The sequence below is a fragment of the Pseudomonadota bacterium genome, assembly GCA_016719885.1.
GTDB lineage: Bacteria > Pseudomonadota > Gammaproteobacteria.
Genome location: JADJYF010000008.1, coordinates 129,819 through 151,151, shown reverse-complemented (window position 1 = coordinate 151,151; position 21,333 = coordinate 129,819). Strand labels below are relative to the sequence as shown.

At 66.3% G+C, this 21,333-nt stretch carries 21 protein-coding genes and 1 pseudogene; 16 read left to right on the top strand and 6 right to left on the bottom strand.

The features are described from left to right. Positions 1–86: 86 nt before the first annotated feature. From IPM80_09905 to IPM80_09895, 3 genes are all read left to right on the top strand, one after another. Positions 87–917 (top strand): hypothetical protein, encoded by an 831-nt coding sequence (locus IPM80_09905; protein MBK8958731.1) that lies wholly within the window; start codon positions 87–89, stop codon positions 915–917. Continuing rightward, complete coding sequence (locus IPM80_09900; protein ID MBK8958730.1) at positions 917–2,899, top strand: hypothetical protein; 1,983 nt, start codon at positions 917–919, stop codon at positions 2,897–2,899. Before IPM80_09905 ends, IPM80_09900 begins: the two co-directional genes overlap by 1 nt. A 68-nt stretch (positions 2,900–2,967) precedes the next feature. Further along, positions 2,968–3,117: a hypothetical protein gene (locus IPM80_09895; protein MBK8958729.1), complete on the top strand. Its 150-nt coding sequence runs from the start codon at positions 2,968–2,970 to the stop codon at positions 3,115–3,117. Positions 3,118–3,310: 193 nt separating this feature from the next. Here IPM80_09895 and IPM80_09890 read toward each other — a convergent pair whose 3' ends face one another. Beyond that, positions 3,311–3,805 carry a hypothetical protein gene (locus IPM80_09890; protein ID MBK8958728.1) on the bottom strand — a complete coding sequence of 165 codons (495 nt, stop codon included), beginning with the start codon at positions 3,803–3,805 and terminating at the stop codon, positions 3,311–3,313. Positions 3,806–3,906: 101 nt separating this feature from the next. On the opposite strand from IPM80_09890, the gene IPM80_09885 reads away from it, so the two are divergent. The 6 genes from IPM80_09885 to IPM80_09860 all read left to right on the top strand — a co-directional run bounded on the left by IPM80_09885 (position 3,907) and on the right by IPM80_09860 (position 11,353). Continuing rightward, positions 3,907–6,828 carry a choice-of-anchor D domain-containing protein gene (locus IPM80_09885; protein ID MBK8958727.1) on the top strand — a complete coding sequence of 974 codons (2,922 nt, stop codon included), beginning with the start codon at positions 3,907–3,909 and terminating at the stop codon, positions 6,826–6,828. Then, the gene (locus tag IPM80_09880) at positions 6,735–8,615 is read left to right on the top strand and encodes a choice-of-anchor D domain-containing protein (GenBank protein ID MBK8958726.1); all 1,881 of its coding nucleotides are present in this window, start codon (positions 6,735–6,737) and stop codon (positions 8,613–8,615) included. Before IPM80_09885 ends, IPM80_09880 begins: the two co-directional genes overlap by 94 nt. Positions 8,616–8,672: 57 nt before the next feature. After that, positions 8,673–9,581, top strand: a complete 909-nt coding sequence (locus tag IPM80_09875; protein MBK8958725.1) for a DMT family transporter — start codon at positions 8,673–8,675, stop codon at positions 9,579–9,581. Between the two features lie 66 nt (positions 9,582–9,647). After that, on the top strand, positions 9,648–9,929 hold the full coding sequence (locus IPM80_09870) for a hypothetical protein (GenBank protein MBK8958724.1): 282 nt from the start codon (positions 9,648–9,650) through the stop codon (positions 9,927–9,929). A 36-nt stretch (positions 9,930–9,965) separates the two neighbouring features. After that, entirely contained in the window at positions 9,966–10,301 is a 336-nt protein-coding gene (locus IPM80_09865; GenBank protein ID MBK8958723.1) for a hypothetical protein, read from the top strand. After that, complete coding sequence (locus IPM80_09860; GenBank protein ID MBK8958722.1) at positions 10,298–11,353, top strand: hypothetical protein; 1,056 nt, start codon at positions 10,298–10,300, stop codon at positions 11,351–11,353. Before IPM80_09865 ends, IPM80_09860 begins: the two co-directional genes overlap by 4 nt. A 158-nt stretch (positions 11,354–11,511) precedes the next feature. Here the strand turns inward: IPM80_09860 and IPM80_09855 are convergent, their stop codons facing one another. Together IPM80_09855 and IPM80_09850 are read right to left on the bottom strand one after the other, a co-directional pair. Further along, on the bottom strand, positions 11,512–11,832 hold the full coding sequence (locus IPM80_09855) for a DUF1840 domain-containing protein (GenBank protein MBK8958721.1): 321 nt from the start codon (positions 11,830–11,832) through the stop codon (positions 11,512–11,514). A 42-nt stretch (positions 11,833–11,874) separates the two neighbouring features. Continuing rightward, positions 11,875–12,675, bottom strand: a complete 801-nt coding sequence (locus IPM80_09850) for a cyclase family protein (protein ID MBK8958720.1) — start codon at positions 12,673–12,675, stop codon at positions 11,875–11,877. A gap of 158 nt (positions 12,676–12,833) precedes the next feature. Between IPM80_09850 and IPM80_09845 the strand changes: the two genes are divergently transcribed. The 3 genes from IPM80_09845 (at position 12,834) to IPM80_09835 (ending at position 15,556) form a co-directional block, all read left to right on the top strand. Beyond that, the gene (locus IPM80_09845; protein ID MBK8958719.1) at positions 12,834–13,076 is read left to right on the top strand and encodes a biotin carboxyl carrier domain-containing protein; all 243 of its coding nucleotides are present in this window, start codon (positions 12,834–12,836) and stop codon (positions 13,074–13,076) included. Beyond that, entirely contained in the window at positions 13,073–14,446 is a 1,374-nt protein-coding gene (locus tag IPM80_09840) for an acetyl-CoA carboxylase biotin carboxylase subunit (protein ID MBK8958718.1), read from the top strand. Before IPM80_09845 ends, IPM80_09840 begins: the two co-directional genes overlap by 4 nt. Before the next feature lie 291 nt (positions 14,447–14,737). Then, on the top strand, positions 14,738–15,556 hold the full coding sequence (locus IPM80_09835) for a hypothetical protein (protein ID MBK8958717.1): 819 nt from the start codon (positions 14,738–14,740) through the stop codon (positions 15,554–15,556). Here the strand turns inward: IPM80_09835 and IPM80_09830 are convergent. Further along, positions 15,553–16,033, bottom strand: a pseudogene (locus IPM80_09830) (nitroreductase family deazaflavin-dependent oxidoreductase). The gene IPM80_09835 and the pseudogene IPM80_09830 overlap by 4 nt on opposite strands. Positions 16,034–16,628: 595 nt before the next feature. Between IPM80_09830 and IPM80_09825 the strand changes: the two are divergent. Next, the gene (locus IPM80_09825; GenBank protein MBK8958716.1) at positions 16,629–17,246 is read left to right on the top strand and encodes a TetR/AcrR family transcriptional regulator; all 618 of its coding nucleotides are present in this window, start codon (positions 16,629–16,631) and stop codon (positions 17,244–17,246) included. 22 nt (positions 17,247–17,268) lie between these two features. On the opposite strand, the gene IPM80_09820 is transcribed toward IPM80_09825, so the two are convergent. Then, positions 17,269–18,102, bottom strand: a complete 834-nt coding sequence (locus IPM80_09820; protein MBK8958715.1) for a zinc-dependent peptidase — start codon at positions 18,100–18,102, stop codon at positions 17,269–17,271. Between the two features lie 157 nt (positions 18,103–18,259). On the opposite strand from IPM80_09820, the gene IPM80_09815 reads away from it, so the two are divergent. The 3 genes from IPM80_09815 (at position 18,260) to IPM80_09805 (ending at position 20,442) form a co-directional block, all read left to right on the top strand. Next, a complete protein-coding gene (locus IPM80_09815) occupies positions 18,260–18,703 on the top strand; it encodes a heme-binding protein (protein MBK8958714.1) in 444 nt (147 codons plus the stop codon). A 147-nt stretch (positions 18,704–18,850) separates the two neighbouring features. Then, entirely contained in the window at positions 18,851–19,198 is a 348-nt protein-coding gene (locus IPM80_09810; GenBank protein ID MBK8958713.1) for a PilZ domain-containing protein, read from the top strand. A gap of 80 nt (positions 19,199–19,278) precedes the next feature. Then, positions 19,279–20,442: a pyridoxal phosphate-dependent aminotransferase gene (locus tag IPM80_09805; protein ID MBK8958712.1), complete on the top strand. Its 1,164-nt coding sequence runs from the start codon at positions 19,279–19,281 to the stop codon at positions 20,440–20,442. A 51-nt stretch (positions 20,443–20,493) separates the two neighbouring features. Here IPM80_09805 and IPM80_09800 read toward each other — a convergent pair whose 3' ends face one another. Then, positions 20,494–21,288 carry an HAD-IA family hydrolase gene (locus IPM80_09800; GenBank protein ID MBK8958711.1) on the bottom strand — a complete coding sequence of 265 codons (795 nt, stop codon included), beginning with the start codon at positions 21,286–21,288 and terminating at the stop codon, positions 20,494–20,496. Between the last annotated feature and the right edge of the window lie 45 nt (positions 21,289–21,333).

The window sequence follows — 21,333 nt, the reverse complement described above, 5'->3', positions numbered from 1 at the left end:
CACGATTTATCGGCTGGTCGCAATTTGCGTGACCACCGGCACCACTACCTGGACCAACAGCTGCAGGCAATGGCGGACAGATCCGCATGGGCGCCAACGCGCGCATCGAGAACCGCGGTCTGTGGTTCGATAACACTTCGGTGTCGACCTCCATCAATTCCAGTCTCGGCGGCGGCACGTTCGTCAATACCGCCAGCGGCGCGTACCAGAAGACGACGGCCACCACCACCAATATCAGCGCTGTGATCACCAATGATGGCAGCGTCGATGTCGGCAACGGCACTCTGCAATTGACTGGCGGCGGCACGCTGAACGGCAGTTATTCCATCGCCGCGGGGTCGACCCTGGAACTCGGCGGCGGTACGTTCGCGCTGAACAGCACCTCGGTGGCGTTGAATGGTCGCCTGCTGGTCAGCAATGGCGCGGTCAACCAGTCGGGCGCGCTGACGCCGAGCGGCACCGGCGCATTGGAACTGAGCGGCGGCACCCTGAACGTGGGTGGATCCGTCGGCGTGGTGTCTTTCAACCACAGCGGCGGCACGTTGGGCGGCACCGGCACCCTGACGGTGACGGGCGCTTCGAGCTTGAGCACGCCGGGCTTCAGCTCGGCGACGATGACGGGCACGGGTACGACGCGTTTCGATGGCGCGCTGTCGGTCACGGGCGCGGGATTGCACGACTTCACCGCGGGTCGCCGCCTGCTGACGACAGGCACGACGACGTGGACGAACAGCTCGGGCAATAGCGGTCAGTTCCGGCTCGGCGGCAATGCGGTCATCGAGAACCGCGGTCTGTGGCTGGACAATACCTCGGTGTCGACCTCCATCAATGGGGGGCTTGGCGGTGGCACTTCGTCAACACTGCGAGCGCCACCTATCGCAAGACCGGCGCGACGACCACCAGCATCAGATCAGTGATGAACAATGACGGCCTGGTGGAGATCCAGAACGGCACCTTGGAACTCGGTGGCGGCGGCACGCACAACGGTGACTTCGTGATGAGCGGGCCGGGTGTGCTGTCGGTGACGGGCGGCACGCATAACTTCCTCGCGAGTTCGAGCATCACCGGCAGCAATTTCACCTTTGGCGGCGGCTCGTTGAACATGGGCGGCAGCTACGACATCTCGGGCACCACCGCGGTGACGGGTGGCACGCACAGCTTGGCCGCGGCCACCGTGGCCAATCTGGGCCCCACCTTGAATATTTCGGGTGGCTCGCTGGATCTCGGCGCGCTGTCGCCGACGGTGACGAGTTTCAACCAGAGCGGCGGCACGCTGAGCGGCACGGGCACGCTGACGGTGTCGGGCGCCTCGACCTTGAGCACGCCGGGCTTCAGCCAGGCGACGATGACGGGCACGGGCACCACGCGTTTCGATGGCGCGCTGTCGGTCACGGGCGCGGGATTGCACGACTTCACCGCGGGTCGCCGCCTGCTGACGACGGGCACGACGACGTGGACGAACAGCTCGGGCAATGGCGGGCAGTTCCGGCTTGGCGGCAACGCGGTGATCGAGAACCGCGGGCTGTGGCTGGACAATACCTCGGTGTCGACCTCCATCAATGGGGGGCTTGGCGGTGGCACTTTCGTCAACACCGCGAGCGGTACCTATCGCAAGACCGGTGGCACCACGACCACCATCAGCACGGTGATGAACAACGACGGTCTGGTGGAGATCCAGAACGGTGTCTTGGAACTCGGTGGCGGCGGTACGCACACCGGTGATTTCGTCATGAGCGGGCCGGGTGTGCTGTCGGTGACGGCCGGCGTGCACAATTTCCTCGCCAGTTCGAGCATCACCGGCGCCAACTTCACGTTCAGCGGTGCCACCATGAACATGGGCGGCACGTATGACATTTCCGGCACCACCACGGTGTCCGGTGGCACCAACAGCCTGGCCTCGGCCAACGTGGTCAATCTGGGCCCCACCTTGAATATTTCGGGTGGCTCGCTGGATCTCGGCGCGCTGTCGCCGACGGTGACCAGTTTCAACCAGAGCGGCGGCACGCTGGGCGGCACCGGCACGGTGACGGTGTCGGGTGCCTCGACCTTGGGCACGCCGGGTTTCGGCCCGGCAACGATGTCGGGCACGGGTACCACGCGCTTCGATGGCGCGCTGTCGGTCACGGGAGCGGGACTGCACGATCTGACGGGGGGGCGCCGCCTGCTGACGACGGCCACGACGACGTGGACGAACAGCTCGGGCAATAGCGGTCAGTTCCGGCTTGGCGGCAACGCGGTGATCGAGAACCGCGCGCTGTGGCTGGACAATACCTCGGTGTCGACCTCCATCAATGGGGGGCTTGGCGGTGGCACTTACGTCAATACCGCGAACGGCACCTATCGCAAGACCGGCGCGACCACCACCACCATCAGCACGGTGATGAACAACGACGGTCTGGTGGAGATCCAGAACGGTGTTTTGGAACTCGGTGGCGGCGGTACGCACACCGGTGATTTCGTGATGAGCGGGCCGGGTGTGCTGTCGGTGACGGCCGGCGTGCATAATTTCCTCGCCAGTTCGAGCATCACCGGCGCGAATTTCACGTTTGGTGGCGGCACGTTGAACATGGGCGGCAGCTACGACATCTCGGGCACCACCGCGGTGACCAATGGCACGCACAGCCTGGCCACGGCCAACGTGGTCAATCTGGGCCCCACCTTGACCGTGTCCGGTGGCTCACTGGATCTGGGCGCGCTGTCGCCGACGGTGACGACGTTCAACCACAGCGGCGGCACGCTGGGCGGCGCGGGTACCGTGACGGTGACGGGTCCATCGACCTTGAGCACGCCGGGGTTCAGTTCCGCCACCATGAGCGGCACCGGCACCACGCGCTTCGATGGCGCGCTGTCGATCACGGGCGCGGGCCTGCACGATCTGACAGGGGGCGCCACCTGCTGACGACGGGCACGACGACGTGGACCAACAGCTCGGGCAATAGCGGTCAGTTCCGGCTTGGCGGCGGCGCGGTGATCGAGAACCGCGCGCTGTGGCTGGACGACACCTCGGTGTCGACGTCGATCAACAGCACGTTTGGCGGCAGCAACAGTTTCCTCAACACCGCGACCGGCACCTATCGCAAGACCAGCGCGACGACACCACCATCAGCACGGCGATGAACAATGACGGCCTGGTGGAGATCCAGAACGGTGTTTTGGAACTCGGTGGCGGCGGTACGCACACCGGTGATTTCGTGATGAGCGGGCCGGGTGTGCTGTCGGTGACGGCCGGCACGCATAACTTCCTGGCGGACTCGAGCATCACCGGCAACAACATGACGTTTGCCGGGGGCGCCGCGAGCATGGGCGGCAGCTACGACATTTCGGGCACCACCGCGGTGACGAATGGCACGCACAGCCTGGCGGCGGCCAACCTCGTCAACCTGGGCGACATTTTGGATATCTCGGGTGGCTCGCTGGATCTCGGCGCGCTGTCGCCGACGGTGACGAGTTTCAACCAGAGCGGCGGCTCGTTCGGCGGCACGGGCACGCTGACGGTGACGGGTGCGTCGACCTTGAGCACGCCGGGTTTCGGCACGGCGACGATGACGGGCACGGGTACGACGCGCTTCGATGGCGCGCTGGCGGTCACGGGTGCGGGTCTGCACGATCTCACAGGTGGTCGCCGCTTGCTGACCACCGGCACGACGACGTGGACGAACAGCTCGGGCAATGCCGGGCAGTTCCGGCTTGGCGGCGGCGCGGTGATCGAGAACCGCGGGTTGTGGCTGGACGACACCACGGTGTCGACGTCGATCAACAATACGTTTGGCGGGAGCAACAGTTTCCTCAACACCGCGACCGGCATCTATCGCAAGACCACGGGCACCGTTACCACGATCTCAACGACGTTTGATAACCAGGGCACGCTCAACGTGCAGAATGGCACGTTCACCGCCAGGCAGTGTCGTGCAACAGAACGGCAACACCCTGAGTGGCGGCACTTGGCGGGTCAGTGGCAACGGCGTCTTGAATCTCGACGAAGCCGGTGCGGTCAACTTCACCACCAACCAGGGCGACGTGACGCTGGACGGCGCGCTCGCGAGTTTCGCGCGCATCAATACCCTGACCAACAACCAGGGCGCATTCCGTCTGCTCGGCGCGCGCAATTTCTCCGCCGTCGGCGCCTTCTCCAACAGCGGGATCCTGCAATTGGGCGGCGGCACCTTCGACGCGCCCAGCCTCGCCAACGCCGCGAGTGGCGAGATTTTCGGTTTCGGCACGGTGACGCCACGGGTAGTCAACTCCGGCATGGTACGCGCCAGCGGTGGCACGCTGACTGCGAGCAACGGCATCGATGGCCAGAGCGGCACGCTGCAGTCCGATGCCGGCGCGACGCTCGCGCTCGGCGCCGACAGCGATGGTGACTTCCTCGTCAACAACGGCAGCTTGTCGCTCGGTACGTCCAACGTGACCGTCGCCGAGGACTATACCAACGCCAACTTCGGCGAGGGCAATGCGTTCGACGCGCGCGCCAATGTCAGCGGCAGTGGCCAGATCCTGGCGAGCGGCGACGTCGCCCAAGCCTTGAGCGGCCAGCTCGTCGACGGCGGCACCGCCAATCCCGGAATGAACTTCGGCAACATCCACGTCGGCGACAGCGTCACGCGCCAGTATTCGATTGCCAACACCGGCGCGAGCGGTCCGGCCTTGCGCGGCGCCATCCAGACCAGCGTCAATGGCGGCAATCTCGATGACGCGCGCCTGTCGGGCAGCGGCGTGACGGCGTCCAATTTCGGGCCGGTGGCGGCCGGCGCCAGCAGCGCCGCGCTGGACGTGACCCTGACCGGCAGCAGTGCCGGTGCGTTGAGCGGGCAGTCGGTGGCGGTCGTCAACAATTTCGACAACGTCGCCGAGCAGGTGCTTTCGATCAGCGGTGCGGTATTCCGCTACGCGAATCCGACCGCGCATACGCCGGAGCCGATCAACTTCGGCAACCGTCGTGTCGGTGACGTGACGAACCAGGCGCTCACCATCAGCAACGACGTTGCCAACGATGGCTTTTCGGAACGCCTGGATGCCAGCATCGGCGGCGTGACCGGCCAAGCCACCAGCAACGACGGCAGCTTCGCGCTGCTCGCCGCGGGCGCGAGCGACAACGCGAGCCTCGCGGTCGGCATCGATACCGCGACGGCCGGTCACAAGGCCGGCACGGCGACGATTACGCTGACCTCCAATGGCGCCGGCACCAGCGGCCTTGGCACGACGGCGCTCGGCACCCAGACCGTCAACGTGAGTGGTGACGTGTTCCGCCTCGCCAGCGCCAGCGCGCATACGCCTGAACCCGTGGTGTTTGCCAATCGGCACGTGGGCGATGGCGCCAGCCAGGCGCTGAGCCTCACCAACACCGCCGCCAACGACGGCTTCTCCGAGCGCTTGAACGCGAGCATCGGCGGTGCGACCGGCAACGCGACCAGCAATAACGGCAGCTTCGCGCTGTTGAGCGCCGGCGCCACCGACAGCAGTGCGCTGACGGTCGGCATCGACACTTCGAGCGCCGGTCACAAGAGCGGCACGGCGACCATCAGCCTCGCTTCCGACGGCGCCGGCACCAGTGGCTTCGCGGCACTCGCGCTTGGCACGCAGACCGTCAACGTCAGCGGCGATGTCTATCGCCTGGCCAGCGCCAGCGCGCATACACCGGAGCCGATCAACTTCGGCAACCGTCGTGTCGGTGACGTGACGAACCAGGCGCTCACGATAAGCAACGACGTCGCCAACGACGGCTTTTCGGAACGCCTGGATGCCAGCATCGGCGGCGTGACCGGCCAAGCCACCAGCAACGACGGCAGCTTCACGCTGCTCGCCGCGGGCGCGAGCGACAACGCGAGCCTCGCGGTCGGTATCGATACCGCGACGGCCGGTCACAAGGCCGGCACGGCGACCATCACGCTGACCTCCAACGGCGCCGGTACCAGCGATCTCGGCACGACGGCGCTCGGCACCCAGACGGTCAACGTCAGTGGTGACGTGTTCCGCCTCGCCAGCGCCAGCGCGCATACGCCAGAGCCGGTGGTATTCGCGAACCGTCATGTCGGCGATGACGCCAGCCAGGCGCTGAGCCTCACCAACACCGCCGCCAACGACGGCTTCTCCGAACGCTTGAACGCGAGCATCGGCGGTGCGACCGGCAATGCGACCAGCAACAATGGCAGCTTCGCGCTGTTGAGCGCCGGCGCCACCGACAGCAGTGCGCTGACGGTCGGCATCGACACCTCGAGCGCCGGTCACAAGAGCGGCACGGCGACCATCAGCCTCGCTTCCGACGGCGCCGGCACCAGTGGCTTCGCGGCACTCGCGCTTGGCACGCAGACCGTCAACGTCAGCGGCGATGTCTATCGCCTGGCGAGCGCCAGCGCGCATACACCGGAGCCGATCAACTTCGGCAACCGTCGTGTCGGTGACGTGACGAACCAGGCGCTCACCCTTAGCAACGATGTCGCCAACGACGGTTTCTCGGAACGCCTGGATGCCAGCATTGGTGGCGTGACCGGCCAAGCCACCAGCAACGATGGCAGCTTCGCGCTGCTCGCCGCGGGCGCGAGCGACAACGCGAGCCTCGCGGTCGGTATCGATACCGCGACAGCCGGTCACAAGGCCGGCACGGCGACCATCACGCTGACCTCCAACGGCGCCGGTACCAGTGATCTCGGCACGACGGCGCTCGGCACCCAGACGGTCAACGTCAGTGGTGACGTGTTCCGCCTCGCCAGCGCCAGCGCGCACCGCCAGAGCCGGTGGTATTCGCGAACCGTCATGTCGGCGATGACGCCAGCCAGGCGCCGAGCCTCACCAACACCGCCGCCAACGACGGCTTCTCCGAACGCTTGAACGCGAGCATTGGCGGTGTGACCGGCAACGCGACCAGCAACAATGGCAGCTTCGCGCTGTTGAACGCCGGCGCCACCGACAGCAGTGCGCTGACGGTCGGCATCGACACCTCGAGCGCCGGTCACAAGAGCGGCACGGCGACCATCAGCCTCGCTTCCGACGGCGCCGGCACCAGTGGCTTCGCGGCACTCGCGCTTGGCACGCAGACCGTCAACGTCAGCGGCGATGTCTATCGCCTGGCGAGCGCCGGCACCGTCGCCGCGGTGCAGTTCGGCAACGTGCACGTCGGCGATGTCGCCACGCGCACGCTCAGCCTCACCAATACCGCGCTGGCCGACGGTTTCTCGGAAGGCCTGGATGCGGTCTTCGGCGGTGTGTCCGATACGCGTATCCAGACCAGTGGCAGCGTCAGCGGTCTCGCCGCCGGCGCGACCGACGCGGGCTCGCTGGTGGTCAGCCTCGATACCGCCACGGCGGGCAACCTGACGGGCTTCGCGACCTTGCAGTTCACCTCCAACGGCGCCGGCACCAGCGGCCTCGGGCTCACCGCCATCGGCTCGCAGAACGTCGGTGTCTCCACCAACGTAGCGGTGTGGCGCCTGGCCGAAGGCTCCCTCGACAACGGCCAGCCCGTGGACTTCGGCGCGCATCGCGTCGGTGACTCGCCCGCCACGGTCGGCGTGGTGGTGCGCAATGGCGCCGCCAACGACGGTTTCTCGGAAGCCTTGAATGCCAGTGTCGGCAGCGTCGATGCCGGCTTCAGCGCCACCGGCAGCGCCAACCTCATCGCGGCCGGCGCCAGCGATGGCAGCGCCATCCAGGTCGGCCTCGATACTTCGACGGCCGGCGTGAAGAGCGGCAACGCGCGTATCGACTACGTGTCGGACGGTGCGGGCACCAGTGGTCTCGGCCAGAGCGCGGCCGGCAGCCAGGATCTCGCCATGAGCGGCCGCGTCTACGGCCAGGCGGTGGCGGCGCTCGACACCACCAGCGTCGATTTCGGCATCGTGCACGTCGGCGACCTGGTCGGCGAGCAGGCCGTGACCGTGCGCAACCTCGCGCTGGGCTCCTTGACCGACAACCTGCTCGGCAGCATCAGCGTCGTGCCGGCGGGCTTCAGCGGCAACGGCTCGCTGGGCGCCGCCGGCCTTGCGCAGAATGCGGTCAGCAGCGCACTCAGTATCGGCCTCGACACCGGCGCCGCCGGCGTGTTCAACGGCAATGCGACGCTGGTATTCGCGAGTCACAACGACGAACTGGCGGATCTTGCGCTCGACGATCAGAGCGTCGCCGTGCATGCCGTGGTCAACAACTTCGCCAACCCGACGCTCACCGAAACCAGCGGCGCGGGTGCACTGGCGAGCGCATCGGCCGGCCACTTCGTCTACGACTTCGGCCGGCTCACGAGTGGCGCCGGCAGCGTCAACGGGCTGTTGGCCTTGACCAACTTCATCACCGGTCCGGCCGATACCTTGGGTGCGGATTTCGATATCGACGGCGGCGCATTCTCGCTCGGCGGTTTCGACAGCTTCGCCGCGCTCGGCACCGGCGATGCGCACGATCTCTCGGTGTCGTTCAATCCGCTGGTGGTGGGCCTGTTCGAGCAGGTGGTGCGCATCAACCTGTTCGGCGAAAACGCGAGCGGATTCCATGGCAGCCTCGGCACTTTCGAGCTGACGCTGCGCGCCGACGTGCAGGCGGTGCCGGTGCCGGGCGCGGTTTGGCTGTTCGGCTCGGCGCTGGCGGGTATCGCGGGCTGGTCACGGCGGCGTAAAGCGAGCGCGTAATCGCGCCGCCACCGCGGGTGCGAATGAATTCGCTCCCGCGGGTATACTCGGCGCTCCATGCAGCATGCGTCGCCCATCGCGCCGGCCGTCACGCACTGGCGCGGTGTCATCATGGCGCTCGCGGTCGGCGTGTCCTTCGCCAGCAATACCAGTCTCGCGGCACTCGCCTATCGCGGCGGCGCGACGCCCCTGGCGGTGCTGCTGGCGCGCTCCATCACCGCCTTCGTGCTGCTCTACGCCCTGCTTGCGATGCGCGGTATCCCGCGCCGCCTGCCGCCAGCGCGACGCCGCGGCGCCGTGCTCATCGGTTGTGTGTTCGCGAGCTATTCGTTCGGCGTGCTGCAGGCCATTCAATGGCTGCCGGTGGGCCTGGTGGTGGCGACCTTCTACAGCTTTCCGATCCTGGTCGGCCTGATCGAATGGTGGAGCGGACGCCAAGCCTTCAGCGCGCGCACCGCCACCGCGCTGGTGATTGCGTTCTGCGGCATCCTGCTTGCGCTGGACGTGTTCGGCGCCAGGCTCCATCGCCTCGGCATTGCCCTGGTGCTGGCCGGCGCGGTGGGCGTCACCGTCGTCATGACCATGAGCGCGCGCGTGCGTGGCGGCGGCGATTCGCGACCCGTGACGCTGCACATGCTTGCCACCGCGATCACCATCTTCGCGCTCATCGCCATCGTGCATGGCGGTGTGCAACTGCCGCACACGCCCTTGGCCTGGGCCGCATTCATCGGCGCGCCGCTGTTCTATTCGTTCGGCATCATCACGCTGTTCGTGGTGGTGGCGGAGCTCGGGCCGGTCAAGACCTCGCTCATCATGAACATCGAACCGGTCACCAGCGTGGTGCTCGGTTACCTGCTGCTCGATCAGCGCCTGGGGCACAGCCAGCTGCTGGGCATAGGCCTGGTGGTTGCGGCGGTGTTGTTGATTGAAAGCGCCAAGCTCAAGGGCGCGATGGCTCGGCGCTGAACGGCTTGGCAGCCGCGTGCGCCGCGCCCCACAATAGCTCCATCCAGTTTCAGCGCGAGGCCCGCCATGTCGACAGTCGAAGTCCTGATCCCGGTCGCCGCCACGCGCGTCGAGACACGGCCGCTGGCGCCACGCCTCGAGTCGCTGAACGGCAAACGCATCGGCTGGCTGGACAACATGAAGGCCAACGCCGGCGCGCTGCTGCGCGAAGTGGCCGCGGCGCTGCGCGCGCGTGGCCATCAATTCGAAGCGGTGAGCGCGGCCAAGAACGCCACGGCGGCGGCGCCCTACAGCGTGATGGCCCATCTCAAGACCTGCGACGCGGTGGTGCTGGCAATCTCCGACTGAGGCTCCTGTACGTCGTGGAGTGTCCATGACTCGATCGTGCTCGAAACCGCCGGCATTCCGACCGCGGTGATCTGCAGTGACGAATTCGGCCCGCTGGGGCGCGCCGAAGCCGAGGTGCTCGGCTTGGGCGCCTTGCCCTTGCTGCCGATCCCGCACCCGCTGGCGGGCAATGACAGCGCGCTGGTGCGGGCCAAGGCCGAGGCCATCGCCGATGAAGTGCTGAGCGCCTTGACCGACAGCGCGGCGGCGCTTGCCGCGCGCCACGGCGCACGTTTCCTCACCTTGACCGACAAGCGCATGGCAGGCGGCGCGGTGTGCACAGACGAAGCCTGCGTCTACGACCCCGGCCTCAGCGACGCCGTGCGACCATGAGCAACACCATCGAACTCGATGTCGACGCGCTCGATGACGAATTCGAAGCGCGCGGCTGGAGCGACGGCCTGCCGGTGGTGGCGCCGACCCGTGCACGGGTCGACGCCATGCTGCGCTATTGCGATCGCGCGCCGGGTCTCGAACTCGGCACCATGCCGCCAAGGCACGGCATCGTCACGCCCGAGATCCTCGCCATCAACGCGGTGATGGCGGGTTGCCGGCCGGAATATTTTCCGGTGGTGCTGGCGGCTGTCGAAGCGATGCTGACGCCGGCCTTCAACCTGTTCGCGGTGCAGGCCACCACCCATCCCTGTGCGCCGTGCGTGATCGTCAACGGCCCGTTGGCGCGCGAGCTTGGCATCAATGCGCGCTATGGCGCGTTCGGCCCCGGCGCGCGCGCCAATGCCACCATCGGTCGCGCGGTCAGGCTCATTCTCTTGAACGTAGGCGGCGCGGCCGCCGGCGTGCTCGATCGCTCGACCCAGGGTCAACCCGCCAAGTACGCCTACTGCATCGCCGAGAACGAAGCGGAGAGTCCGTGGCCGCCGCTGCACGTGGAGCGCGGATTCGACGCCGAAGATTCGACTGTCACCGTGACCGGTGCCGAGGGCCCGCACAATCTCAACGATCACGTCAGCGACAAGGCCGACGGCATACTCGCCACCCTGCAGGGCGCGATGAGCGACATGGGCAGCAACAACGCCTATCTCTACGGTCAGCCGACCATCGCCTTCGGGCCCGAGCATGCCGCCATCCTCGCGGCCGACGGCTGGAGCAAGGATGCCATCCGCCAATTCGTGTTCGACGAGGTGCGGCTGCCGCGCTCGTTGTGGCAGCGCGGCGGCATGGCCGGCATGTTTCCCGACCTGTTTCCCGACCAGGACATGAAGCCTGTCATCAAGTGCCCCGAGGATCTCCTGATCGTGGTGGTGGGCGGCTTCGGCCGTCATTCCTGCTGGCTGCCGACCTTCGGCGACACCACGCGCGCCGTCACGCGCCTGGTGGCGCGCGCCGATGGCAGCCCTTTGCGCTCGATACGCGATTCAGGCTGACACGCAAATCTTCAGGAAGCTCTGATCAAGCGTAGCGAGCATGCTCGCGCGCTAGGAGCCGCGCAGCGAGTGACGAGACATATCAGATAGATAGGCGAGGAGCGAGCGAGCACGCGACACCGCGCCCGAGCAGCTTTGTTGCTTAATCAGAGCTTCCTTCAGTGTTCCCAGATCACGTGCTCGTGTTCTTTGTACGCGGTCTTCAACATGGCCAGCAGGGGACCGGCGCGGTGCGCGGCGCTGACCGCTCGGTCGCGCTTGTCCTCGTCATCGTCCGCGCGGCGCGTATCGGCGTCGAGGGCGCGACCCGCGCCGTCGTCGAGGGCGCTTTCCAGCCTCGCCAGCGCGGCGGGAATGTCCTCTGCCGCGAGCGAGCCGGGTACCGTGCCGCTGTGACCCATGAGATGGATGAGTTCGCGCGCGACCGCTTCGAGCATCAGCACGTCAGGCGAATACTTGCTCTTGAAGGTGATGGGCATGGCAGGTGTCCGCTTGCTTGAGAGCGTCAGCCTACGCCAGGTTCAAGGCAGAATCGCGTAGGCCCGCGCCGGGAATCCGAAACCGCGTTTGACCTTGGGCCAGCTCACGGCGATCAAGGCGCCCGTGGCCGGCACCTGGTCGAGGTTCGCCATCGCTTCGATCTGCCAACGACCGTGCTTCAACAGCCATGCCTCGGCGGCGAAGTCGTCGCTGGCATCGGTATCGAGTGACTCGTGGCCGATGGCGACGACGCCGCGTTGCTCGACGAGGAACTGCACCGCCGCTCGTGACCAGCCGGGAAAGGGCGCACGTTTGAATCGTTCCGGCGCGCTGTCGAAGTCGCGGCTCATGTCGGTGCGCAGCGCCGCGAAGGTGCCCCTGGGCACCGTGCCATGGACTTTTTCCCAGGCCTCGATGTCGGCCACGCCGAGGGCGTGATTGGGATCCTTGGCCAGCAGCGGCGTGATGTCGAACACCACCAGCGGCAACAACATCTCCTCGAGCGGAATGTCGTCCATGGTCTGGCCCTTCTCATCGAAGTGCGCCGGCGGATCGATGTGCGTGCCGTACTGGCCGACCATCGCGTAGAAAGTGGTGCGAAAGCCGTGTTCGGCGATGGTGTAGGGCCGATGGGTGTCGGGATCGGCCGCCGCGCCCATCGCGGCCTGGCCGAAACCACGCCACACCGGCGTATCGGGGCCGAAGGCATGGGTGAGTTCGACGCGTTTCTTGCCGGCGATGATCGCGTAGGCATCGGCCAGGCTGCCGTCGGCGCGGGCCGGGGCGAGCGGCATCACGAGCGCAAGCGTGAACGCGGTGAGTAGCGGCAACAGCGAACGCATGACGGGTCTCCAGGGTTGCATCGAGGCTGAGGTCGGCGAATTTCCGCCGCAGTGTAACGCCTTGGCGCCATGCGCGGGCGGGGCGCGCCGGCGCGCGAAAATGCCATAATCGCGGCGCGCCATCGAGCGCAAGACTGACTCGAGACCAGGAGGAAAGCATGAGCAAACGTGAGGTCCTGTCGCCTCTTCCGGGCACTTTCTATCGACGGCCCGCGCCGGATGCGCCGCCGTTCAAGGAAGACGGGGCGGAGGTCGCGGTCGGGGACGTGCTGGGCCTGGTCGAGGTCATGAAGAATTTCCAGGAAGTGACCGCCGAGCATGCCGGCGGCGCCATCACCTTCCTGGTCGAAGACGGCGAAGCTATCGACGCCGAGCAAGTGCTGGCCGAGATCAGCGAGTGAACATTCGTCGTGTACTGATCGCCAACCGCGGCGAGATAGCCGTGCGCATCAATCGCGCCTGCCGCGCGCTGGGTGTGGAAACCGTGCAGGTGCACAGCGTCGCCGACAAGGACTCGCTGGCGGTGCGCCTGGCCGACCAGGCCATCGAGATCGGGCCGGCGCCGGCCGCCAAATCCTACCTGCGTATCGACGCCATCATCGACGCGGCGCGCGCCAGCGGCGCCGATGCGGTGCACCCCGGCTACGGATTCCTGGCCGAAAACGCCGACTTCGCCGATGCCGTGGCCGCCGCCGGGCTGGCCTTCATCGGCCCCGATGGCGACGCCATTCGCTTGCTGGGCGACAAGGTCGCGGCGCGCCAGTTAGCGGCCGAAGCCGGTGTGCCGACCGTGCCCGGCAGCACCGCGCGCCTCGCCGACGTCGAGGCCGGGTTGGCGCTTGCGCATCGCATCGGCTATCCGGTGATGATCAAGGCGGCGGCCGGCGGCGGCGGTCGCGGTATACGCGTGGTGCATGGCGCGGAGGAATTCGCGCGGCAGTTTCCCCAGGCGGCCGCCGAGGCTACCGCCGCTTTCGGTGACGGTGGCCTGTACGTCGAGAAGATGATCGAAAGCGCGCGCCATGTCGAAGTGCAGATCCTCGGCGACGGTCAGCGCTTCGTGCATTGTTTCGAGCGCGAGTGTTCGCTGCAGCGTCGCCGTCAGAAAGTGTGGGAAGAAGCGCCGGCTTTCGATCTGCCGAGCGAAGTGCGCGCGCGCATGTGCACGGCGGCGGTCAAGCTCGCCGCGCGCGTCGCTTACAAGGGCGCGGGCACGGTCGAGTTCCTCTATGACCGCGCCTCCACCGAGTTCTATTTCATCGAGGTCAACACCCGCATCCAGGTCGAACACCCGGTGACGGAAATGATCACCGGCCTCGATCTCGTCGCCGAAATGATCCGCATCGCCGGCGGCGAGCGCCTATCCATCGAGCAGGACGACGTGGTGATTGAAGGCCACGCCATCGAATGCCGCATCAATGCCGAGGATCCGGCGCGCAACTTCATGCCCGGACCGGGCACCATCAAGAGCCTCGTCGTACCGCGGGCGCCGCACGTGCGCTTTGATTCGATGCTGTTCGAAGGCTACACCGTGCCGCCTTTCTACGATTCCCTGCTGGGCAAGCTCATCGTGCACGGCGCCGATCGCGAGGCCTGTCTCGCGCGTCTGCGCGAAGTGCTGACGACGCTCGCGATCGAAGGCGTGCCGACCACCATCGCGCTGCATGCGGCGCTGGCCGCGGATGCCGAAGTCGCGGCCGGCAACATCGATACACGCTTCCTCGAAGGCTGGCTAGGCACCGCCTTCCCTCCGCCGACAAAGACGCAGTAGCGGCGAATTCATTCGCTCACTCAGGCCTGGGAACGTGTCGCAGGCGGGTGCGCCACTGCGCGCGCCAGCGCGCACCAAGCTTCCACCACAGGCGGCTCACGCGGTCTTCGAATTGCGGTAATGGTCGTGCTTCGTATATCGGAAGCGGACCTGCATCACGCATTTTCCGGTGCGCCTCGATTGACCCGCGCGCCGCTTCTGGCGCTTCATGTAGGCGCATATCGTTAAGCACGCCAGGACCGCGTGTCGCTGGCGACATCTCGACACCAGAGAAAAAGGAAGGGCTCCGTCGTGAACTATATTCGTCTCATCGTCTGTTCAGGCCTGGCGGCCATCGCGCTTTCGTTGCAAGCGCAGGCGGCGCCAGCGATCATCGTCAATGGCAGCGCCAGCAAGGAGATCGCGCCGCCGTCAGGCTCCTTGGAGTCCGACGCGGAGTCGGGCGCGCCGCTCGCCCGCACCTCGGTGTCGGTAGCCGACGAACTGCCGGGCGTATGGTCGTATTCCGCGCTTGCCGATATCGGTGTGCCGAAGCTCGCCATTTTCGGCGCCATCACCAATACCAGCGGTGATACCTTGCGCGGGCCCTTCGGCGGCGAGGTGCCCTTGATGCGCGTCAACGCGACCTTGCGCGACACCATCAACATCGTGGCGCCATCTCCCGATCCCTACATCGTCACGGCCGAGATGGATATCGACGGTCTGTTGGAAGTGAGCGGCACCGACGGCGTGGTCAACGCGCAGTTTTCCATCACTCCGCTGAATAAACTCAGCGCCAACAAGTTCGCGACCTTCAATACCGATCAGACGGTGGTCGATTTCAAGCTGCCGATCTCGTTCCAGTTCACGGGCGACGCGCAGTTCGACCTGAGTTCGTCGTTGTTCTTCTTCGTCTCGCGCGTCGATGCGGGCGCCCATGTGCTGGCCGATTTCAGTCACACGGCGATCATCAACATCATCGTCACCACGCTGGCCGGCGACGTGATCCCCGATGTCGTGATCGAGAGCACGTCCGGCAATTTCGGCACCACCCCGGTGCCCGTACCGCCGTCCCTGGCGATGCTGGGATCGGCGCTCGCCCTGCTGGCCAGGCTGCGTCGCCGTCGCTAGACGCGCTCCAGCACCACCACCGGGATTTCACGCCCGGTCTTGGCCTGGTAATCGGCGAAGGGTGGATACACCGTCACCATGTGTTGCCACAGGCGCGCGCGTTCGGCGCCCTCGGCGGTGCGCGCCATGGCGGCGAAGATCTCGGTGGCCTACCTGCAGTTCGACGCGCGGCTCGGCGCACAGGTTGTGATACCAGGCGGGTTGCGTCGGCGCGCCGCCCTTGGAGCCGATGATCACGTAAGCCCGGTCGACCGCGTCGTAAATCAGCGGCATGGTGTGTAGCTCGCCGCTGCGTCGACCGCGGGTGGTGAGCAGCAGGGTCGGCACCGCCGCGCCGCCGCCGGCGAAGCGCGCGTCGAACATATGCCCTTCGCGCCCGCCGCTCTCGCGGTAGACCTTCAAATGCTCGCTGATCCAATCCGGCAGGCGACCGCTCTCGAGGTCGCGCAAAGTCTCGTTGATGTCCAACTCGCTCATGACGTGCTCCGATGGTGTGAGGCGGCGTGCCTGGCCTGGGTGCGACCCAGCATGCCCCAGCATGAGTGGCCGTGAAAGTCGCGTCGGACAGATCGAGCACGAATCGTGGGCAAAAAAATAGGTGCGGCGTGAGAATCACGGGCCGCACCTTGAATGCGAGGGTTACGGGGTTCCAGGACTCGAAGGCCCGTCGTAGTCGCAGGGGGTGCAACCACGCCGTGAAATAACGCCTTCGTCGCCCTACATCGTGTACCTCGGTGGAGAACGGTATGAGCCGCCGGGGCAGGCGGGCTCGGGCTGTTCGAAATCGGTTCGCTGGACTGTCTTCTGTCTCCGTTACGACGAGGGCGGGGCGCCTGTGGCCACTCGCCGCCCATCCATTCTGCTCCAGGGCCTGGCCGTGTCGGCTCGCCGCCGCCCTGAGCGGGTCAGTTCTTAGATTGAATGTTCGTTCTAGAATGTTCGTTCAATCTATCCTCGCGTTGACAGCCCGTCAAGGTTGGAATGACTATTCCGAAAAAATAACTAACTAAAGGGGAAGCCCGAATGGAGTATTTCGGACTAGCCCCATCGCTTCAGGGGAGTTGAGATGTTTATGACCGACGAAAAGTTCACCGGGGGAGAGTCGGGACGCTCGCAACGTGCCAAGGGCAGACGCGAACAGATCCTCGACGCCGCATCGCAATGCTTCGCCCGGGAAGGTTTTCATGGCGCCAGCATATCGCGCATTTCCAAGCTGTCCGGCATGAGCCCCAGACACATATACCACTTCTTCGACAACAAGGAGGCCATCGTCAGGGGTATCGTCGAGCGCATGGTGGTGCGGTGGCTCGAATTGCTACAACCCTATCCGACCAACCTCGACGTCGTGCCGCTCATCGCCGAGCGAGCTCGCATCGCCGCACGCGAACGCACGCGTGTCGACTTCGTCGAACTGTGGCTGGAGGTGTTGGCCGAAACCGCGCGCAACACCGCGGTGGCGGCGGCGGTATACGAAGCCGACGAAACCATACGGGTCGCAGTCACCGAGCAGGTGCGCTACATCCGCGCGGCGCGCGGCGTACGCAACGACACCTCCATCGAAGCAATCGTCGACGTGGTGCTGGCGATCTTCGAAGGTCTGACCAATCGCTCCATCGTCAATCGCAAATTCGATTGCGAAGCGGTGGACAAGGTCATGATGACGACGCTGCGCGCGGCGCTGGAAGCCTGAAGCCGGCTCCCGCCGCCGCGCTTCAATCGTCGGCCGGTGGCAGCCAGCTCGCCGGGTCGACCTGGTAATAGGCGCGCAGGGTTTCGTAGAGGCGCGGATGCGCGGCTGACATCGCCGCGCCCCGTTCAAAGAACGCTTCGGTCGCGACGGCAAAGAATTCCGCCGCGGACGTCGCGCCGTAATCATCGAGCACGCCATCGGTGACATTGCGCGCGCGCAGGCGCAACAGGTCGAATTCGCGTCCCAGCACGTCGATCCAGGCGCGCTGGGTGTCGGCATCCGGCAGCGCCGGCACGCCATCCATCTCGCCATTCTCTTCATCGAGTTTGTGCGCGAACTCATGCAGCACGACATTGTGGCCGTCGCCCGCCAGGGTCGTGCCATGCACGACGTCGGTCCACGACAGGACCACCGGTCCGCGCTGCCAGGATTCGCCGCTGCGCAATTGTTCTTCGTGGGTTTCCAGCGCGCCGTCGCGATGAACCACGGGCACGAAGAACGATTCCGGATACACGAGGATGCTGCTGAAGCCGCCAAAGTAATCGGTCTCGCGATTCAACAGCAGCAGGCAGGCCTGGGCGGCGATGGTGACGCGCATGGCGTCGCTGATCGCGAGTCCATTGCAACCGATGAACTGTTTCTCGCGCAGCAGAACCTGCATGTGGCCGTGCAATTGTGCACGCAAACCCGGCGGTAGTTGACGGTACAGCGGCACGTTCGAGTCGAGCAGGCGCGTCCACTCGGCCGGCAGCTTCACGTCGAAATGGCGAGCACGACGCCGCCGACGCAAGGCGGCGGGCACGAACAACGCGGCAATCAGGGCCACGACAATCATGGCGAGCACGATGGCAGGCATGATGCGAGTGTAACCAATCGACACGCATCGCCGATGATCGGCCTGACAGTGACCGGCCGGTACTGGCGGTCGGGTCGTGACTCGGAGTAGGGTACCGCCCCAGCCCTCAGTGGCGACCGATAACAGCATTCTGCATTTCACGAGAGGATTTAGAACCATGCGCGAACTGACACTGGCCGAACTCGACGTATTGCTCAAGGAAGGCATTGCCTACGCCCAATCGAAAGGACGCCCGTCGTCGATCGGCGTGGTGGACATGGGCGGCAACCTGCGCGGCGCGCTGCGCCCGGAGAAGGGCCGCATCGCCAACATCGAGATCGCGGTCAAGAAGGCCTGGACGGCAGTTGCCTTCCAGCGTCCGACCGACATGGTGCGCGATGTCATGCTGCCGGGCGCATTCGGCTACGGTCTGCAGCACACCGATGAACGCATCTGCATGGTCGGTGGCGGCTACCCGATTTTCGACGAGGCGGGCGACGTGATCGGCGGCATCGGCGCCAGCGGCGGCACCATCGAGGAAGACTGCGAAACCTGCCTGGCCGGCATGCGCAAACTCGGCTTCCAGACCGAGTTCGTCAATCCGCTCGCCGCCAAGAAGTAAAGCGCAGCCCCTCGGCCGTCGGCGCGATTGCATTCGCGCACGGCGCGTGGTCCATGGCCTGCGATTGAATTCGCAGCCAGTGATCGTCAAGCCGAGGTCCGCGGCGCCGCTATATCCCCGACAGTGAATCAATCCATTGGAGGGGATATGGCATCCGTGCATGGTGAACTTTCCGTCAATGAGCGCCGCCTCGCGGCGCGCCGCGCCGTCAACGTCGGCACCGCCTGGAGCGATGGCCGTCGCGCCCGCCACGGTGAAGTGCTCGATACCTCGAGCCATGGCGTGTTCCTGAAGCCCGGCTGGGCGCCCTCCGAGTCCTTCATGCGCGGCGATGCCATCGAACTGCGCTGCCGCGTCGATGATCTCGACATCGATCTGCACGGTGAAGTGTGCTGGGTCGGCCACAGCGCCGATCATGACGTCGACGGCATTGGCCTGCGCATCTACAACACCGACGCGCTCTCGCGCCTGGTGGACGGCCTGCACCCGCACTGATTGCCCGGCGCTCGCCGCCATGGCTTGAGCGCCATGCCGCGACTGGTTAGATTGCCGCACTGACCACAAGGAGCGGCGCCATGGGCATGCTGCGTGCGGACATCGAAGCGCTGGAGCAGAACGGCATCACCGGCGTCGCCCTGAAGCGGCTCGGCGATCCGGACGTCATCGCCTTGTGGTTCGGCGAGGGCGACCTGGTCACGCCCGACTTCATTCGCGACGCCGCCAAGCAGGCGCTGGACGAAGGCTACACGTTCTATTCCAACCCGCGCGGTCGTCCCGAGCTGCGCGAGGCGATCGCTGCTTATCTTGGCCGCCTCTACCACCTCGAGGTCGACGTCGAGCGCATCACCGTGCCCGGCTCGTCGATGCTGGCCATCACCATGGCGGCCCAGATGACGCTCAACAAGGGCGAGCACGGCCTCATCGTCACCCCGCATTGGCCGAACATCGATCGTGCCTACCAGGTCACCGGCGCGAGCTTCAGCACCGTGCGTCAGCGCTGGAGCGAGCGTGGCTGGAGCCTGGCGCTGGACGATCTGCGCGCCGCCGTGCGCGCCAACACCCGCGCGCTGTTTATCAACAGCCCGTGCAATCCCACCGGCTGGGTGATGTCACGCGACGCGCAGCGCGAACTCTTGGATTTCTGCCGCGAGCGCGGCATCGTCATCATCGCTGACGAGGTCTATCACCGCACCGTGTACGACGCCGAAGCGGCGCCCTCGTTTCTCGAGGTGGCGAGCGACGACGATCCGCTGATCGTGGTCAATGGCTTCTCCAAGGCCTTCACCATGACCGGCTGGCGCCTGGGCTGGATGGTGACGCCGCGCCGCTACGCGACGCAGATGGCGGTGCTGTCGGAATGCTTCAACACCGGCGCGCCGTCCTTCGTGCAGCGCGCGGGTGTGGCGGCGCTGGAACACGGCGATGCACTGGTGGCAAGCCTGCGCGCCCAGTACCGCGCCGGCCGCGACGCGGTGATGGAGATCCTGGGCGCCCATCCGCGCGTCGAACTGGCGACGCCGGAAGGTGCGTTCTATGCCTTCCCGCGCATTGCGGGCCTGCGCTCCTCGCTGGCCTTCGTCGAGGGCGTGCTGGCCGAGGAGAACGTCGGCCTGGCGCCGGGTTACACCTTCGGCCCCGGCAGCGACGAGCATTTTCGCCTGTGTTTCGCGCAGTCGCCCGAACGCCTGCGCATCGCGCTCGAACGCATCGTGCGCTACATCGACCGTCACGCCCTGTAGGCGCGAATTCATTCGCGCCTACAGGGCGATGAGACCTGGGTGACGTAGCCGTCAGTGCGTGAAAGTGGAGCTCACGCCAGGCCGCCCCTTCAGCCACGCCTGCTGCAGGCGCGCGAGCGACAACAAGCCGAGGTACTCGCCGCCTACCCGCGCCGCTTCGGCGCCGGCCAGCGGCTGTTGCGGTTCACCCAGGTGTTCCAGCACCAGTTGCGCGTTACGCAGGCTGTGGCCGGCGCTCCAGGCATTGGGCAGGCCGACCGTGAAGAGACCCGCCGCGGCGGCGGCCGCCACGCCGGCCGCGGTGTCTTCGAAGGCCACGCAATTGACCGCCGGCTGATCGAGTTGCGCGAGCGCCAGCTTGAAGATATCCGGCGCCGGCTTGCGCTGCGCGACATGCTCGCCATTGGCCAGCACACGGAACCAGCCGCGTGCCGCGTCACCGAGGTTGGCGCTCAACAAGGCATCGATATTGGCCGGCGTGGTCGACGACACCAGCGCCAGTTGCAGGCCGGCGGCGCGCGCCTCGCTGATCAGGCGCGCGATGCCGGGCCGCAGGTGCACGCGGCCGGCGGCGACGAATTCGCTGTAGAGACGGGTCTTGGTCGCATGCAGGGCCGGCACCAGGCGCAGCAGCCGCGTACGCTCGGCGTTGCCCATGGCCTGGCTGCGGATGGCATGGCGCAGCCGCGCCTGGCCGCCGCTCACCGCCAACAGGCTGGCATAGCGCTGATGCGTCCAGTACCAGCCGAGGCCATGTTCGACAAAGGCCGCGTTGTAGGCGGCGCGATGGGTTTGTTCGGTATCGGCGAGCGTGCCGTCGACATCGAAAACCAGGGCTTTGAGCATGGACGTCCTCCGCGCGTGGTGACGGTCGCGAACCGCGCAACCCCC

Bases quoted from the DNA above. Each gene is read 5' to 3' on its own strand.
- IPM80_09875 (MBK8958725.1), top strand. From the start codon at position 8,673: ATGCAGCATGCGTCGCCCATCGCGCCGGCCGTCACGCACTGGCGCGGT.
- IPM80_09825 (MBK8958716.1), top strand. From the start codon at position 16,629: ATGACCGACGAAAAGTTCACCGGGGGAGAGTCGGGACGCTCGCAACGT.
- IPM80_09805 (MBK8958712.1), top strand. From the start codon at position 19,279: ATGGGCATGCTGCGTGCGGACATCGAAGCGCTGGAGCAGAACGGCATC.
- IPM80_09800 (MBK8958711.1), bottom strand. From the start codon at position 21,288: ATGCTCAAAGCCCTGGTTTTCGATGTCGACGGCACGCTCGCCGATACC.
- IPM80_09820 (MBK8958715.1), bottom strand. From the start codon at position 18,102: ATGCCTGCCATCGTGCTCGCCATGATTGTCGTGGCCCTGATTGCCGCG.
- IPM80_09855 (MBK8958721.1), bottom strand. From the start codon at position 11,832: ATGCCCATCACCTTCAAGAGCAAGTATTCGCCTGACGTGCTGATGCTC.
- IPM80_09900 (MBK8958730.1), top strand. From the start codon at position 917: ATGAACAATGACGGCCTGGTGGAGATCCAGAACGGCACCTTGGAACTC.
- IPM80_09890 (MBK8958728.1), bottom strand. From the start codon at position 3,805: ATGCCGGTCGCGGTGTTGAGGAAACTGTTGCTCCCGCCAAACGTATTG.
- IPM80_09815 (MBK8958714.1), top strand. From the start codon at position 18,260: ATGCGCGAACTGACACTGGCCGAACTCGACGTATTGCTCAAGGAAGGC.
- IPM80_09845 (MBK8958719.1), top strand. From the start codon at position 12,834: ATGAGCAAACGTGAGGTCCTGTCGCCTCTTCCGGGCACTTTCTATCGA.
- IPM80_09860 (MBK8958722.1), top strand. From the start codon at position 10,298: ATGAGCAACACCATCGAACTCGATGTCGACGCGCTCGATGACGAATTC.
- IPM80_09870 (MBK8958724.1), top strand. From the start codon at position 9,648: ATGTCGACAGTCGAAGTCCTGATCCCGGTCGCCGCCACGCGCGTCGAG.
- IPM80_09905 (MBK8958731.1), top strand. From the start codon at position 87: ATGGGCGCCAACGCGCGCATCGAGAACCGCGGTCTGTGGTTCGATAAC.
- IPM80_09850 (MBK8958720.1), bottom strand. From the start codon at position 12,675: ATGCGTTCGCTGTTGCCGCTACTCACCGCGTTCACGCTTGCGCTCGTG.
- IPM80_09810 (MBK8958713.1), top strand. From the start codon at position 18,851: ATGGCATCCGTGCATGGTGAACTTTCCGTCAATGAGCGCCGCCTCGCG.